The 15,662-nt window shown below is 61.7% G+C and carries 13 protein-coding genes; 7 read left to right on the forward strand and 6 right to left on the reverse strand.

The window, feature by feature from the left end:
- Positions 1–846, reverse strand: coding sequence for an NYN domain-containing protein (locus tag L0Y14_RS06460; protein ID WP_005960700.1), 846 nt, complete (start codon positions 844–846; stop codon positions 1–3).
- A 187-nt stretch (positions 847–1,033) separates the two neighbouring features.
- On the opposite strand from L0Y14_RS06460, the gene L0Y14_RS06465 reads away from it, so the two are divergent.
- Positions 1,034–1,273: a hypothetical protein gene (locus tag L0Y14_RS06465; protein ID WP_006474069.1), complete on the forward strand. Its 240-nt coding sequence runs from the start codon at positions 1,034–1,036 to the stop codon at positions 1,271–1,273.
- 7 nt (positions 1,274–1,280) lie between these two features.
- On the opposite strand, the gene L0Y14_RS06470 is transcribed toward L0Y14_RS06465, so the two are convergent.
- Genes L0Y14_RS06470 through L0Y14_RS06485 form a run of 4 tightly spaced genes read right to left on the reverse strand, consistent with a single transcriptional unit; the run spans position 1,281 to position 6,050 of the window.
- Complete coding sequence (locus L0Y14_RS06470; RefSeq protein WP_006474070.1) at positions 1,281–1,658, reverse strand: 1-pyrroline-5-carboxylate dehydrogenase; 378 nt, start codon at positions 1,656–1,658, stop codon at positions 1,281–1,283.
- 2 nt (positions 1,659–1,660) lie between these two features.
- Positions 1,661–2,959, reverse strand: coding sequence for an efflux RND transporter periplasmic adaptor subunit (locus L0Y14_RS06475; protein ID WP_005960703.1), 1,299 nt, complete (start codon positions 2,957–2,959; stop codon positions 1,661–1,663).
- 2 nt (positions 2,960–2,961) lie between these two features.
- Entirely contained in the window at positions 2,962–5,343 is a 2,382-nt protein-coding gene (locus tag L0Y14_RS06480) for an ABC transporter permease (RefSeq protein ID WP_251859285.1), read from the reverse strand.
- Positions 5,340–6,050 carry an ABC transporter ATP-binding protein gene (locus tag L0Y14_RS06485; RefSeq protein WP_005960705.1) on the reverse strand — a complete coding sequence of 237 codons (711 nt, stop codon included), beginning with the start codon at positions 6,048–6,050 and terminating at the stop codon, positions 5,340–5,342. Before L0Y14_RS06485 ends, L0Y14_RS06480 begins: the two co-directional genes overlap by 4 nt.
- A gap of 95 nt (positions 6,051–6,145) precedes the next feature.
- Between L0Y14_RS06485 and zwf the strand changes: the two genes are divergently transcribed.
- From zwf to L0Y14_RS06510, 5 genes are all read left to right on the forward strand, one after another.
- The gene (zwf, locus tag L0Y14_RS06490; protein ID WP_006474074.1) at positions 6,146–7,675 is read left to right on the forward strand and encodes a glucose-6-phosphate dehydrogenase; all 1,530 of its coding nucleotides are present in this window, start codon (positions 6,146–6,148) and stop codon (positions 7,673–7,675) included.
- Complete coding sequence (gene pgl / locus L0Y14_RS06495; RefSeq protein ID WP_006474075.1) at positions 7,675–8,355, forward strand: 6-phosphogluconolactonase; 681 nt, start codon at positions 7,675–7,677, stop codon at positions 8,353–8,355. The genes zwf and pgl overlap by 1 nt, the downstream gene beginning before the upstream one ends.
- A 40-nt stretch (positions 8,356–8,395) precedes the next feature.
- Complete coding sequence (gene gndA, locus L0Y14_RS06500; protein WP_006474078.1) at positions 8,396–9,796, forward strand: NADP-dependent phosphogluconate dehydrogenase; 1,401 nt, start codon at positions 8,396–8,398, stop codon at positions 9,794–9,796.
- A gap of 190 nt (positions 9,797–9,986) precedes the next feature.
- Positions 9,987–11,306 carry a TrkH family potassium uptake protein gene (locus L0Y14_RS06505; protein ID WP_006474079.1) on the forward strand — a complete coding sequence of 440 codons (1,320 nt, stop codon included), beginning with the start codon at positions 9,987–9,989 and terminating at the stop codon, positions 11,304–11,306.
- Positions 11,307–11,396: 90 nt separating this feature from the next.
- Positions 11,397–13,532 (forward strand): FAD-dependent oxidoreductase, encoded by a 2,136-nt coding sequence (locus L0Y14_RS06510; RefSeq protein WP_006474080.1) that lies wholly within the window; start codon positions 11,397–11,399, stop codon positions 13,530–13,532.
- Between the two features lie 136 nt (positions 13,533–13,668).
- Here the strand turns inward: L0Y14_RS06510 and lpxL are convergent, their stop codons facing one another.
- Entirely contained in the window at positions 13,669–14,583 is a 915-nt protein-coding gene (lpxL, locus tag L0Y14_RS06515) for an LpxL/LpxP family Kdo(2)-lipid IV(A) lauroyl/palmitoleoyl acyltransferase (RefSeq protein ID WP_006474083.1), read from the reverse strand.
- 132 nt (positions 14,584–14,715) lie between these two features.
- Between lpxL and L0Y14_RS06520 the strand changes: the two genes are divergently transcribed.
- A complete protein-coding gene (locus L0Y14_RS06520; RefSeq protein ID WP_006474084.1) occupies positions 14,716–15,570 on the forward strand; it encodes a sterol desaturase family protein in 855 nt (284 codons plus the stop codon).
- The last annotated feature ends 92 nt before the right edge of the window (positions 15,571–15,662 follow it).

Genomic DNA, 15,662 nt, shown 5'->3' on the forward strand with positions numbered 1-15,662 from the left:
TCATTCGAGTAAACCGTGCTTGCCGTAGGAGGGCACCAAGCGCACGTTGTTGGCGACCAGGCCTTCATCCTTGTCACTCTGTTCGATGTAGAACTCAAGCACCGTATCCCGGTTTTTCAGCAGCTCGTCAGAGACTCCGTCGGCCAGCTCATTGACGTGGCAGAAAACGCTGGTGTAAGGGGAATCGGGCTCGCGAGTGTCGGTGATCCAGAGATTGTCGTCGATACGCGACATGAAGCGCAGGAAGCCGTAGCCTTTGTCGGGGAACCACTTCTGGCAGACACCGCGCACGCAGGAGCCTGGCTGACCCCACTCGTTGCGCGGTTCATAGGAGACCGGCAGCAGGTCGGGGATGAGGAAGCCGGAGTAGTAGGTGTCGACCTGGCGCTGCAGCTCGCGGGAGACGTTGCGAAAACCGACCAGCTCAACCCGGCAGCCGCGATCCTGCAACGCGGTGACAACCTGCAGGAAGTCGCCGTCGCCGGTCAACATCAGCACCAGATCGAGCTTCTCCGACTGGATCATAGCGTCCACTGCCATATCGAGGTCGGCATTCGCTTTGGTGGTGACATTGCCATCTTCGTCGGTATAGCGGCGTATATTCTTGACCAGAATTTTCCAGCCGTAGTCGCGTACCATCTGCTGGTAGGCGTAGGCGCGTTTCTGATACTCGTAGTCTTCGCTGGCCCGTTCCTGGTCGAAGGTGATGTAGGTGTTGAGGCGCAGCAGGTTGCCGCCGGAGCGCGCGGCAAAGCGGCGCAGGATGTCGTAGCGGAGCTGATAGCCGCCGTTGTAACGCACGTTTTCGGCGTCTACAAACACGCCAATATTGATGTTTTTCTGCAACTTAATTCACGCCTTTCTTGGTGCAACGATCAGATAAATGGCGGAGATGATAGCAGAGCCGGGGGCTGATCGTGGCTGTGGATTGCAAATTTGTGACATGTCCGGCAGCCCTATCCCGATCGCGATTTAACGATTGATCTCACTCAAAACGATTCGGTTTCACCCACTCACTGCGGTGAGCGTCTGGATGTCCTGGTGCCTGGCGGCGGGCGGGGTGGAGGCGTTTGCTCTGCTGCAGGAGAACCAGGGGCTGTGGAAATCGTTCATGCCATCCCCCTACGATTTCGAGGGGTTCCAGTTCCCGGCGGAGCGGTTCCTGGCCAAGAGCGACTGGATCAAATACGCCAACCAGGTAGCGACTATGAAGGGGCAGATCAAACGCGCCCTGCCATCGCACTATGAGTTGTTGAAGCGGATGCGGGGGTAGGCGAGTCCTAACGGGCGTTCTTAGTCTGTTCCATCACTTGCTGAGGCGAAAGCTCAGGCCCTGTCCACACCACGATCCGGTTGGCCTTGGCGCTGGCGGCCAGTTCTTTGAAGATGCGCTCTTCCACCTCGGAGAGGCTGCCTTCGATCATCTCTAGTGGCTGGATCAGGATGATCGGGCGGATCAGCAGGGCGCGCCAGCCGGTGTGGATCTGTCGGATCGCCTTCTGCAGGGTCTCAACCGCGGTGGAGAACTGGCCGACCAGCAGTCTGTCGGTGGTGAAGGGGCTGACCGTATCGACGCTGCTGATTGCTTGACTTTCGACATCCTGGATGGTGATGCGGTTGCGATAGATTCTGATGTAGAGGGTTTGCTGTAGGGCCATGGCTACTCCGTTTCAACTTCCATATCGGCATCGGGGAGTGCGACGATGCTTTCTCCGTCGCTCAGGCCTTCAAGGATCTCCAGCTGGCGGTCGTTGTGTAAGCCGATGATGACCGGCTGTCTGTGCAGCCGGCCGTGGTCGTTACGCAGCACATAGTGGGAGCCATCGGTGGCCTGCAATACACTGAAGCGGGGCAGAATCAGGGTGTTATGGCTGATACCGGTGAAAAAACGTCCCTGCAGCCTGAAGCCCACCCCCAGGGTGGCTGGAACCTGATCCAGGCTGGCGATCACCCTGACCCGTTGCTGCTCCACCCCGAGGGATGAACGCTTGGTGAAGGCGGCCGGTTCGATGCGCTTGATCCGGCCGCTGATGGGACGCTTTGCTATCCCGCTGGAGAACTCAACCAGGGCCCCAGGCTCAAGCTGCATTGCATCCTCGGTGAGCAGCTCGGCAACCACCTCCAGATCGCTGAAGTTGCCGATCTCCAGCAGCGGATGTCCGGCCGGGAAGCTGCTTGGCCCCGATTCATGGCGGTGTAGCACCACCCCATCCACCGGTGCGCGCAGCTGCGCCAGCGTCAATTGATGCTCCGCCCGGGCCAGGCGTGCGCGAGCCTGGTTGAGTTGCTCCACGATCACCTCCCGCGACAGCTGTTTGCGCTGCAGCCACTGCTCCACATATTTGGGCCCCAGCTGGATTGCGGTGAAGAGGGTGTTGAGGGCGGCGCGGATGAACTCCTCCTGTTTCAGCTCGATCTGCGCGGTCTGCGCTGTCAGCACCGTATCATCCAGTTGCTGTTGCGAGACACTGCCCTCCGCGTCGAGTTCGCGGTTGCGCTGCTCGACCTTGTCGGCCCAGGCGGCCCGTACCTGTTGGCTCTCCACTTGGGCATCGGCTGCCCTGAGCGCCTCCCGTGCCGCGTCGATGGTCGCCTGCAGCTCCACGCTGAGGGTTGCTTCGATGCGGTTGAAGGCGTTGATCAGCAGCTGTTGTTGCAGCTCGGCCACTGCGGCCCTGGCCTCGACTACCGCTTGTTCAAACGGTAGCCGGTCAATTGCCACCAACTGTTCTCCTTTTTTCACCCGGTCGCCGGGCTGCAGCCTGATCGGGCCGATGCGCCCATCCAGCGGCATGCTAATCGGATAGTCTCGCGCCAGCCGGGTTTGGGCGGGTTCGGTGAAGGAGGCGCGGATTTCCCCTCTGACCGGTGTGGTGCTCTGCAGCTGTGGGCTCTGTTCGCAGCCAGCCAGCGGCAACAGCAGAACAGGCAGGGCGGTGATGAGTCTTTTGGCTAACACGGTTATTCCTTGACCTTGAGGCTCTCGAGCCAGTTGAGCCGACGGATGATGAGATAGACCAGCCCCTGCGCAAGCAGCAGAAACAGCAGCATCAACAGCGCACTGATCAGCAGTGTGCCGGGTAGGATGATGGCGGGAAAACGGTAGAGTTCGGTGCTGTAGAGTAGCGACAGGCCGTGGCTCAGCAATACGCCGCCATACAGCCCCAGCGCCATGCCAAGTGTGTTCAGGAGCAGGCTCTCGCCAAAAAACAGCCCGCTCACCTGCAGCGAGGAGTAGCCGATGACCCGCAGAGTGCCGATCTCCTGTTGGCGTTCGTTGAGTGACACCATCGCCGTGTTGAGCACGCTGCCGAAGGCGATCATCCCGGCGAACAGCACCATCACGAAGATCATGCTGCCCATGGTCTCACCAAAGGTGGCGTCGAGTTGTGCCAGCACCTGACGGCGCTCGCTCGCCCCCAGATAGGCGGGACGCTGTTGCAGCTGATGCTGCAGCCTCTCTCCGATGCCAGCGCCTGCGCTTTTGGCCAGCAATTGGTTTGCCAGGGGTTGCTCCCCCAGCAGACGGCTCAGGTAGGTAATATCGGCATAGGCCGCCAGCCCTAGATAGCTCTCTACCACGGCGGCCACTGTCGCTTCAGCCGGAATCCGTCGGCCGATCAGTGGGCGCAGTTCAACCCGGTCGCCGGGTGCCAGCCGCAAGATCTCCGCTAGCTTGCGCCCCAGGATCAGCCCTCGGGGCGGAATTGCCACCCGCCGGCCCTGCGAGTCCAGGGGGGTGTGCAGGCGGGCATCAGGGCTCAGGCCGGTGATGGCAATGCGCTTTTGCCGCGGCCCGTTTACCAGGTCGCAGCTCACCAGCAGTTCCGGCTCGATCAGGCTGATGCCCGGTAGCGACACGATCTCCCGGGTTGCCGCCAGCGCCACCGGGTCGCGCAGGCTGATCGTTAGATCCTGATGGGAGAGTTGTTCAAACTCATAACCCATCAGATGATCGAGAGCATCGATCATGCTGAAGGTGGCGAAGATCAGCGCGGTGGCGATGAGGCTGGCGAGCAGGCTGACAAAGGAGCGAAAGGGGTTGCGGAACACTGATCGCAGGATTGAGCGCCAGCGGAAGTTCAGGCGCCGCCACAGTGGGTGCACCGATTCCAGCAGGATATGCCCACCTCTCTGTGGTGCGGGCGGGCGCATCGCTTCCGCCGGTTGCAGCTGGGTCGCCCGCCTCACGCCACTCAGGCTGCCGAGGGCGGCAAACAGCAGGCTGATGGCCAGACCGATCAGGCTGAGATCCCAGTAATGGTGTGCGACCAGGCCCGGTAGTTCGTAAAACCCCCGGTAGATCGCCACCATCGCGGACTGTAGCCAGATCCCCAACATGATCCCCAGTAGTCCGCCGATCGTCCCCACTGCCAGCCCATAGGCGAGATAGTGACGGATCAGTGTACTGCGTGCGTAGCCAAGGGCGCGCAGGGTGCCGATCAGGGTGCGTTGTTGGTTGACCAGCCGGCCGATCAATACGTGTAATACCAGTGCTGCCACGCTGAGAAAGATCATCGGCATGATGCGGGACTGCACCTCCAGCCCCGTCAGCTCGTCCTGCAGAAAGCGGAATGAGGCCTGTTCGCTGAGCGGGGTGGTGAGGCTGACGCCAAACGGGTCGAGTCGTTCGGCGAGTGCCTGCAGACTGTTTTTCACCGCCGCCGGGCGTGGGTCGGCGAGCCGGCCGAGCACCTGGTTGTAAGCGCCCTGCAGGTCGCTGCGCTGGCGCAGGAAAGATTCGCCCAGATAGATCACACCAAAGTTTTTCGGGTCCGGTGCGAGGCCACCGGAGGGCGAGATCAGATAGACAAACTCCGGCGACTGGGCCGTACCCACCACCAGCAGATCCTGCTGGCTCTCCAGCAGCAGAGCGCGGATGCGGTCCCCCGGCTTGAGTCCGTGAGCCGCGGCGAAGGCGTGGTTGAGGATCACCTCGGCCCGGTCCGGGTCGGAGAGGCGGCTGCCGCTGCGCAACAGCAGCTGGTTGAAGGCAGGTTCTCTTTGGTCGGGGAGGGAGATGGCTTGGCCGGTGATCGGTTGGTTGGTGCCGGGCAGATCGAGCAGTACCGGTAGGGAGATCCGACCCTCCAGCCTGATCATGCCGGGCAGGTGGGCCGCATCCGTTACCGCCCACTCCGGTGCACGCTTCAAATCGATGAGGAAGTCGCTTAGGTGATAGTCGCGGTAGTAAGCATGGCGGGCGCCGTCCATGTCACGCCAGGTGCCGGCCATGCCGATGTAGGCACCAACACCGATGGCGATGATGGAAAATAGTGTCAACAGCTGCCACTTGCGCTGCCAGAGATCACGCCGCAGTTTGCGCTGTAATACCGGGTTCACCAGGAGACCTCCTGCACTGGCACCGGATGGGGGTTCTCATGCAGTGAGTGGATGGCGCCGTCGCGGATGGTGGCGACCCGGTCGGCGATGCCGGCGATGGCGCTGTTGTGGGTGATCAGCACCAGGGTCTTGCCCAGCTCCTGCTTGAGCCGCAGCAGTAGCCCCAGTACTTGGCGGCTGGTGGCCAGATCGAGGGCGCCGGTGGGTTCATCACAGAGCAGCAACCGCGGATTACCTGCCAGGGCGCGGGCGATCGCCACCCGCTGCTGCTGGCCGCCACTCAGCTGTGATGGGAAGTGTTCCTGATAGTCACTCAGTCCGACCAGCGCCAGGGCCTGCGCCGGGTCAAGCGGATCTTGTGCGATCTCGCTGGCCACCTGCACGTTCTCCAGAGCAGTCAGCATTGGCGCCAGATTGTAGAATTGGAAAACGAAACCGACCTGGTGACGGCGATATTCGGTCAGCGCCTGCTCCGAGGCCTGGGCCAGGTCGAGTTCCTGAAACAGCACCTCACCCCCGGTCGGGCGATCCATGCCGCCGATCAGATTCAGCAGGGTACTTTTGCCTGAGCCGCTGGGGCCAACGATTACCAGAAACTCGCCATCGTAGATCTCCAAGGAGGCGTCGCGCAAGGCGGGCACCTGCACGTCCCCCATGCTGAAGATGCGGCTTGCGCCTCTAACCGAAAGCAAGATCTTTTGGTGCATTAGGAAAATGGTCTATCCCTTTGTGAAGAGTAAACGTTTTCATTCCTCTATTGTTCTATAGTTGCTTCGTCGCCGTAACCGAACAAGGAACATGCATGTCAGACCAGACACTTCGATTCGCGCAGATCTCCGATGCTGGGGCGGCGCTGCTCACGCCTACCCAACAGGATAGCTGCACTCTGGTGATCTTCGGCGGTGCCGGGGATCTAACTCGGCGCAAGCTGATGCCAGCGCTCTATAATCTGCTGCGTGAGGGAGCGCTGGATGAGCGGTTTGCGGTGATCGGTCTGAGCCGCCGGGAGCAGGATGCTGATGGCTATCGCGAGCTGCTGAAACAGGCGTTGGCTGAACATACCCGGGAGCCGCTGCAGGAGCCGGAGTGGGTAGCCTTTGCTGAGCGCATTCACTACCTCAGCGCCAATTTTGAAGACCCTGAAGGCTATCGTGAGCTGCGTGACCGGCTTGAACAGCTGGAGGCCGCTGGTGGCAGCGCCAACCGGCTCTTCTATCTAGCCACGCCCCCATCTGCCGCGCCGATTATCCTGCATCGCTTGCAGGAGGCGGGGCTGATCAACACCAGCGGCAGCAGCAGCCCCTGGAGCCGGGTGATTATGGAGAAACCCTATGGCCGGGATTTGGATTCGGCGCAGGAGCTGAATCGGATTGTCGGCGAGGTGCTGGGGGAGGATCAGGTCTACCGCATCGACCACTACCTGGGCAAGGAGACGGTGCAGAATATCCTGGTGGCGCGTTTCGGTAACACCATCTTTGAGCCACTCTGGAATCGCAAATATGTCGACCACATCCAGATCACTGCTGCCGAGGCGATTGGGGTCGAGGGGCGAGGCCGCTTCTACGACCAGACCGGGGTGATCCGTGACATGGTGCAGAGCCACCTGCTGCAGGTGCTCTCGCTCTGCACCATGGAGGCGCCGCTCTCCTTCGCCGCGGACGATATCCGCGACAAGCGGGTGGAGGTGCTGCGCTCGCTGCGCCAGATCACCGGCAGCCAAGTGTTCGAGGATGTGATCTTCGGTCAGTACCGTGGCTACCGGGACGAGGCGAACGTCGCCGCTGACTCGCGCACCCCGACCTATACCGCGATGAAGTGCTTCATCGACAATTGGCGCTGGCAGGGGGTGCCGTTCTTTCTGCGTGTTGGTAAGCAGCTGCGGGCGCGCATGACCGAGGTCTCGGTGGTGTTCCGCCCGGTGCCGCTCTGCCTGTTCGGCCGGGATGAAGTGTGTCAGCAGCTCGAGTCGAACGTGCTTACCATCCGCATCCAGCCCGATGAGGGGATCGATCTGAAGATCGTCAGCAAGCGACCGGGGGAGAGTCTGGATGTGCGTCCGGTGGTGATGGATTTCAGTTACTCAGAGACCTTTAAGCGGCCGATCAAAGAGGCCTACGAGCGGCTGCTGTTGGATGCGATCCGCGGCGATGCGACCCTATTTGCCCGGCGCGACGAGGTGGAGCATGCCTGGCGCTTCGTCTCACCAATTCTCAAGGCTTGGGAGGATGCGCAGCGCATCGGGCCACTCTTCTACGCCGAGGGCAGTGATGGCCCGATAGAGGCGGAGCGACTAATGCGCCGCTACGACAGGCGTTGGCGGGAGATAGGCTGATGGGGGGACGGCGGATTATCGTCGATGCCGCCGACTATGATCGGGTCGCCGCGGAGTGGATTGAGGCGCGGGTCGAGCAGAGCTTGCAACAGGCAGAGCGCTGTCACCTGATGCTTGCTGGCGGTGGCACGCCGCTCTCGGTCTACCGGCTGCTGGCCGAACGGGACCGGCTGCCCTGGATGCGTCTGACCCTCTTTTTTGGCGATGAGCGCTGCGTGCCGCCGGAGCATCAGGCGAGCAACTACCGGGCAGTGAAGGCGGCGCTGTTTCCTCATGGCAAGCCGGATGAGCTGATCCTCTATCGCATGCGCGGTGAGGATGAACCGGAGCAAGCTGCCCGTGACTACGAAGGCGTGCTGCCGGCCCAGCTCGACATCTTGCTGCTGGGGATCGGGGAGGATGGCCACACCGCCTCGCTGTTCCCCGGCTCACCGGCGCTGCAGGAGTGGCAGCGGCGGGTAGTGACAGTGGTTGGCAGTAAACCGCCACCACGGCGTTTGAGCGTGACCCCGGCGGTGATCCGCGCGGCCCGCCATCTGCTGATGTTGGCAAAGGGGGAGAGCAAGGCCGAGGCCGTGCGTCGCGCGTTGCAGGAGGGCGATGTGCCGTCGGCTCTGGCTGATACTGGTGACTGGTTGATGGACCGGGGAGCGGCACAGGCGCTCCCTGCAGAAGAGTGAATGTACAAGGGGCAGCTCTGCCCAACGGGAGTGACAGGTAATGGCGTATCAGATAGGGCTGGTTGGGTTAGGGGTGATGGGCAGCAGCCTGGCACTCAATATCGAGGATTCGGGTTATGGCGTGGCGGTCTGGGGTCGCCACCCAGAGACGATCGACGCATTTTTGGCGCAGCAGCCGGGCAAGGTATTTGGTGGGGAGGCTGATCTGGCCGGTTTTGCCGCGATGCTGGAACGTCCGCGCCGCATTTTGCTGATGATCAAGGCGGGTGAGCCGGTGGATCAGATGATCGAGCGGCTGCTGCCGTACCTGGAACCGGGGGATATCCTGATCGACGGTGGTAACTCCTGGTTTGAGGATACCCGGCGGCGTGAGGCTGCGTTGCGCGAAAAGGGTATCCACTTTGTCGGCATGGGGGTCTCCGGTGGCGAGGAGGGGGCGCGTCGCGGTCCTTCACTGATGCCGGGTGGCTCTGCTGAAGCCTATGCCGCCCTCGGGGAGATCCTGCAGGCAATCGCGGCCAAGACCGAAGCGGGGGCCTGCGTCACCCATGTGGGGGGTGACGGCGCTGGCCACTTCGTGAAGATGGTGCATAACGGCATCGAGTATGCCGACATGCAGCTGCTGGCGGAGGCCTATGACCTGATGAAGCGCGGTTTGGGGCTCTCCACCGATGCCATGGCCGAGGTGTTCGAGCAGTGGAACCAGGGGCCGATGGAGTCGTTTCTGGTAGAACTCACTGCCCGGGTGCTGCGGGTGCAGGATGAGGAGAGCGGTGGGCCGCTGGTGGAACAGATCCTCGACAAGGCGGGACAGAAGGGCACCGGCCGCTGGACCGTGCAGGCGGCGCTGGAGCAGGGGGTAGCGGTGCCCAGCATTGCCGCAGCGGTGGATGCCAGGGTGCTATCGGCGGCCAAGGCGCAACGGGAGCATGCGGCACATCGGTTGCAAGGCCCCGAGACGTCATCCATCACCGACCGCGAGGCCTTTGTAGCAGATCTGCACGGCGCCATCTACGCTTCACGCATCGCCGCCTATGCCCAAGGGCTGGCGCTTATCAGCAGTGCCTCAGAGCGCTACGGCTGGGGGGTCGATCTGGCCGAGGTGGCGCGTATCTGGAAGGGCGGCTGCATCATCCGCGCACGGCTGCTCGATGCGATCCGTGATGCCTACTCCGATCAGCAGCCCGCCAACCTGATGCTGACGGGGGATCTCAGCCTGCAGCTGCAGGGGTTGCAGGGGGCTTGGCGGCGGGTGGTCGGTCAGGCCGCTGGTAACGGCATCCCGGTGCCGGTGCTGAGCGCCTCGTTGGGCTACTTCGACAGCTACCGCACTGCACGGCTACCGCAGAACCTGATCCAGGCCCAGCGCGATGCCTTTGGTGCTCACACCTATGAACGCATCGACCAGCCGGAGCGGGGGGCGATCCATAGTGAGTGGTAGCGGCGTGTCTCCAAGGCATAGTGATAAAATCGCTATCCTGTTTTTCATCTTTTAAGTAGATATCTTGCACACACGGATCATTGCTCGCGTTTCGGGGGCCCTGGCAATCATTTTCGGACTCTCCCTGTGTGGCCCCCTGGGCGTCGCTATCTGGTACCAGGAAGCCGAGCTGACGAATTTTCTGATACCCATGCTTGGCACCCTGGCCTTGGGTGGGCTGTTGTGGTTGGTAGGTGGCCGCAGTCGTATCCGGCTAAGCAACCGGGATGGCTATATTATTGTCTCCGCCTTTTGGGTGTTGCTTAGCTTGCTTGGTACCTGGCCTCTGATCCTGAGTGTCCACCTCGGGCTGGTGGATGCGCTGTTTGAGTCGACCTCAGCGGTAACAACGACTGGTGCCACGGTGATCACCGGGCTGGATGATCTGCCCAAGTCTATCCTCTTCTACCGCCAACAGTTGCAGTGGCTTGGGGGTATGGGGCTGATTGTGCTCGGCGTGGCAGTGCTGCCGATGTTGGGCATCGGTGGCATGCAGCTGTACCGTGCCGAGGCTCCTGGCCCGATGAAGGAGGAGAAGCTCACACCCCGGCTGGCAGATACTGCGCGCGCGCTCTGGACGATCTATCTGGGGCTGACCATCAGCTGTGCCATTGCCTACTGGCTGGCGGGCATGACCCCTTTTGATGCCATTGCCCATAGCTTCTCCACCGTCTCTACCGGCGGTTTCTCTACCCATGACGCCAGTCTGGGTTTCTATGCCAGTCCGGCGATCGAGGCGGTAGCCATTTTTTTCATGGTGTTGGCTGCGATCAATTTCGGGGTCCACTATTTTGCATGGCACAACCGAAACCTACGCCAATATCTGACGGACATCGAATCACGCAGCTTTCTGCTGTTTGTGTTGCTGATGGTATTGCTGGTCGGCCTGACACTCAGGCTAGAGGGCAATTATGAACAGCTCCCATCCAGCTTGCGAGATGCCACCTTTGAGGTGGTCTCGGTAGTCACCAGCACCGGCTTCGGCACGGTTGACTTTGCCCACTGGCCCGATTTTTTGCCGGTACTGCTGATCTTTATCAGCTTCGTGGGAGGTTGTGGTGGGTCTACCGCTGGTGGAATCAAGGTGATGCGGGTGCTGCTGCTGGTGAAGCAGGGACAGCATGAGATCCGCCGTCTTATCCACCCCAACGCGATCCTGCCGGTGCGGATCGGCCAGCGGGTGGTCGAGCCACGCTTGATGCAGAGCGTGTGGGGCTTCTTCGCCTTCTATGTCGCCACTTTCGGGGGCTTGATGCTGGTCATGATACACGCCGGTCTGGACCAGGTCTCTGCCTACTCCGCGGTCGCCACCAGTATGAACAATCTGGGGCCGGGGCTGGGTGAGGTGGCGTACAACTTCCAGAGCGTCAGCCCGATGGGCAAGTTGGTGGCGGTGATCGCGATGCTGTTGGGTCGGCTGGAAATCTTCACCATCCTGGTGCTGCTCTCTCCAGGCTTCTGGCGAAAATAATCGGTGGCCCCGCCTGGGCGCATCTTTTCTGCATCTAAACCGGGAGGTACGGCGTAAAGGCTGACACATTGTTTCGCAAACGGAATCGTTATGGATAAGAAAAAGATCATCCTGTTGGCGCTGCTTCTGGCTCTGATCGCGGCCTTCTTTGTCTTCGACCTGGGCAGTTATCTGACCCTGGAGAACCTCAAGCAGCAGCGCGACGGCCTGCAACAGTGGCGCGATCAGGCGCCGTTGCTCAGCTCCCTGGGGTTCTTTCTGGTCTATGTGCTGGTGACCGCCCTGTCGCTGCCCGGCGCGACGGTGATGACCCTGGCGATCGGTGCGATCTTTGGCCTGGTGTGGGGCTTCGTGCTGGTCTCCTTCGCCTCCACTATCGGCGCGACCCTGGCCTTCCTGGTGGCCCGTTTTCTGTTCCGCGATGCGGTGCAGCAGCGTTTTGGCGATCGGCTGCAGTCGATCAACGTGGGCATGACGAAGGATGGTGCGCTCTATCTCTTCAGCCTGCGGCTGGTGCCGCTGTTTCCCTTCTTTGTGATCAACCTGGTGATGGGGCTGACGCCGATCCGCACCTGGACCTACTACTGGGTGAGCCAGCTGGGGATGCTCGCCGGCACCCTGGTCTATGTCAACGCCGGCACCCAGCTGGCGGGGCTCGATTCGCTCTCCGGCATCCTTTCACCGGCGCTGATCGGCTCCTTTGTCTTGCTCGGGATCTTCCCGCTGATCGCCAAGCGGATCGTCACCCTGATCAAGCGCCGGCGTGCCTTGGCGGGCTGGATCAGGCCCAGATCTTTCGATCGCAATCTGGTGGTGATCGGCGGCGGCTCCGCCGGGCTGGTCTCCGCCTATATCGCTGCGGCGGTGAAGGCGAAGGTGAGCCTGATCGAGAAACACAAGATGGGCGGCGACTGCCTTAACACCGGCTGCGTGCCCTCCAAAGCGCTGATCCGCTCCTCGCGTCTGCTCGCCCAGAGCCGTCGCGCTCAGGAGTGGGGGTTCGACTCGATGGATGTAAAGTTCGACTTCGGTCGGGTGATGGAGCGGGTGCAGCGGGTGGTGAAACAGGTGGAGCCACACGACTCGGTGGAGCGCTACAGCAGCCTCGGCGTCGATGTGATCGAGGGTGAAGCGCGTATCACTTCGCCCTACACGGTGGAGGTGGACGGTCGGGAGCTGACTACCCGCAACATCATTGTTGCTACCGGCGCGCGCCCCTTTGTGCCGCCGATCCCCGGCCTGGATCAGATCGACTACCTGACCTCCGACAACCTCTGGCAGTTGCGTGAGCTGCCGCAGCGTCTGTTGGTACTGGGCGGCGGGCCGATCGGCTGTGAGCTCTCTCAGGCCTTCGCCCGCTTCGGCGCCAAGGTGACGATGGTGGAGATGGCGCCGCGACTGATGATCCGAGAGGATGAAGACGTGGCCGCGCTGGTGCAGGCGCGCTTCGAGGAGGAGGGGATCGAGGTGCTGGCTGGCCATCGCGCCACCGAGTTTCTGATCGAGAATGGCGAGAAGCGGCTCCGCTGCGATCGTGGCGGCGATGCGGTGATCGTCCCCTTCGATCAGGTGCTGGTGGCGGTGGGGCGGCGTCCCAATACCAGCGGTTTTGGTCTGGAGGAGCTGGGGCTGCCGCTCAATCCCAACGGCACTATCCAGGTCGACGACTATCTGCAGAGCCCGATCCCCAGCATCTACGCCTGCGGTGATGTGGCCGGTCCCTATCAATTCACCCACACCGCCGCCCACCAGGCCTGGTATGCGGCGGTCAACTCACTGTTTGGCGGATTTCGCCGCTTTCGGGTCGACTACTCAGTGATCCCCTTCGCCACCTTCACCGATCCGGAGGTGGCGCGGGTCGGGCTCAACGAGCAGGAGGCGCAGCAGCAGGGGGTGAGCTATGAGGTGACCCGTTTCGATCTCTCGGAGCTGGACCGGGCGATCGCCGAGGGGGAGGCCCATGGCATGGTCAAGGTGCTGACGGTGCCGGGCAAGGACCGTATCCTCGGCGCCACCATCGTCGGCGAGAATGCCGGTGAGCTGATCGGCGAGTTCACCGCGGCGATGAAACACGGCTTTGGATTCAACAAGATCCTCGGCACCATCCACATCTATCCGACCCTGCTTGAGGCCAATAAATATGCCGCCGGTGAGTGGAAGCGGGCCCATGCACCGCAAAAGCTGCTTGAGTGGGTGGGGCGTTTCCATGCCTGGCGGCGGGGATGATATCGGCCAGATAGCCATCCCTATAGGGTGAGTGTAACTAAACTCATCTTTACCCCGGTTGGGCTAGCGCTGCTGATGGGCATCGCCCCACCCATCTACAGAGATGCAATCTATTTGATTGCCGGCTGAAGGCACCTTAATAGAAGCGTTCTTCGCCCTCAGGCCGGTCCTTGAAGCGCCGGTGCAGCCAGAAGTAGTCGGCGGGGGATTCCCGCGCCCAGCGCTCGAAGGTTTGGTTGATGCGGGTGGTGTCTTCAAAAGGATCGCCGGAGGGGATCTCGGGGATCGGCTCGAAGCGGATCTGGTAGCCGCTCAGGTCGGGTTTACGCCGGCAGTAGTAGGCGACGACCTGGGCCTGCCCCATCTGCGCGAGGCGGGAGGTGGCGGAGTTGGTGGCGGCGGGGATGCCGAAGAAATCGACAAACAGGCTGTATTTGTGGCCGTAGTTCTGATCCGGGGCATACCAGAGCAGCCGTCCCTTGCGCAGCTGCCGGATCATCTCGCGCACGTTATCCCTGGCGATCATCACCGCGCCTTGGCCGGTGCATCCGTTGATGATCTGCTGGTCGATGATTGGGTTTTGGTTAGGACGGTAGACACAGTACGGCTTGGGGAAGTAGCGCATGAGAAAGCGGGCGCCTATCTCCAGGGTGGTGAAGTGTGCGGTGAGCAGAATCACCCCCTGGCCAGCATCGAGCCGCTTCTGTAGCTCTTCCAGGCCATGAAACTCCACCCGTTGACTGAGTGATTTGCCATCATCCCACCAGGCCATCAGGGTCTCCATCAACCCCATGCCGAGGGATTCAAAGTGCTGTTTGAGCAACAGCTGCTGGGCCTGCGGGTCGAGTTCCGGGAAGCAGAGCTCTAGATTGATGCGGGCGATCCGCGCGCGCCGTGACGCCAGCCGCAGCACCAGTCGCCCGAGTGCCCGCCCCAGCGCCATACGCGGTCGGTAGGGTAGCAGCCAGGCGAGCCGCAGCAGGCCGATGCCGATCCAGCTTGGCCAGTGGCGGGGGGCGAAGAGGTTGTGTTGTGTTGTGCTGTCGGTCACGCTGTCTCCTTTGGCTGTGCTGCATCTTGTTGGCCGATATGGTACGTGATTTGTGTGGCCTGGAGGCGGCCGGCCTTGGATGAACCACCAAACCACACTAGAGTATGGCCCTATCAGGTGGGGGGATCACAGATGCAGGCGTTTATCGAGGCCCATGAGGTCACTATCCGGTTGGGCTGTTTTTTCGGCATCTTTGCCCTCATGGCGGGTTGGGAGCTGATTGCCCCGCGCCGTGCGCTCAGCGTCCCCAAACTGCTGCGCTGGGCCAATAATTTGGGTCTGGTGGCGCTCAATACTCTGCTGTTGCGACTGCTGTTTCCGGCTGCGGCGGTAGGCGTGGCGGCAGTGGCGGCGGAACAGGACTGGGGCCTGCTGAACCACTACCAGGTTGGCTTCTGGCCGGCGCTGTTGATCGCGGTGATCGCGATGGATTTTGTGATCTGGCTGCAGCATGTGATGGTGCATGCGGTGCCGCTGCTGTGGCGGCTGCACCGGGTCCACCATGCCGATCTTGATTACGATGTCACCACCGGAGCGCGCTTTCACCCGATCGAGATTATCCTCTCGATGCTGATCAAGTTTGCCACCATCCTGCTGCTGGGGCCGCCGGTGGTGGCAGTGATCCTGTTCGAGGTGATCCTCAATGGCATGGCGATGTTTAACCACGGCAATGTGAAGCTACCTGAGGCGCTCGACCGCACCCTGCGGAGCCTGCTGGTGACCCCCGACATGCACCGGGTTCACCACTCGGTGGAAGACGATGAGGCCAACTCCAATTTCGGCTTCAACCTCTCGATCTGGGACCGGCTGTTTGGCACCTATCGGCAGCAGCCACGGGCGGGGCATGAGGGGATGAGCATCGGCATCCACCACTTCCGTAACGCGCAGCAGGTGGATCGGCTGCCAGGCATGCTGCTGCTGCCCTTTATCGGGCAGATCAGCGGCTATGCCATCAACCGCCGCCAGTGGCAGGACAAGGAGAGTTAGCGCCTGTCGTCCTCTTTCTACTCGCTCGCCTGGCGGGTTGAGACTCATCATTGCGCTGCGCATGCAAGTGTGCTGAATTGTTGCGCCACTGG

It is taken from the genome of Candidatus Endoriftia persephonae, assembly GCF_023733635.1.
Lineage (GTDB): Bacteria > Pseudomonadota > Gammaproteobacteria > Chromatiales > Chromatiaceae > Endoriftia > Endoriftia persephonae.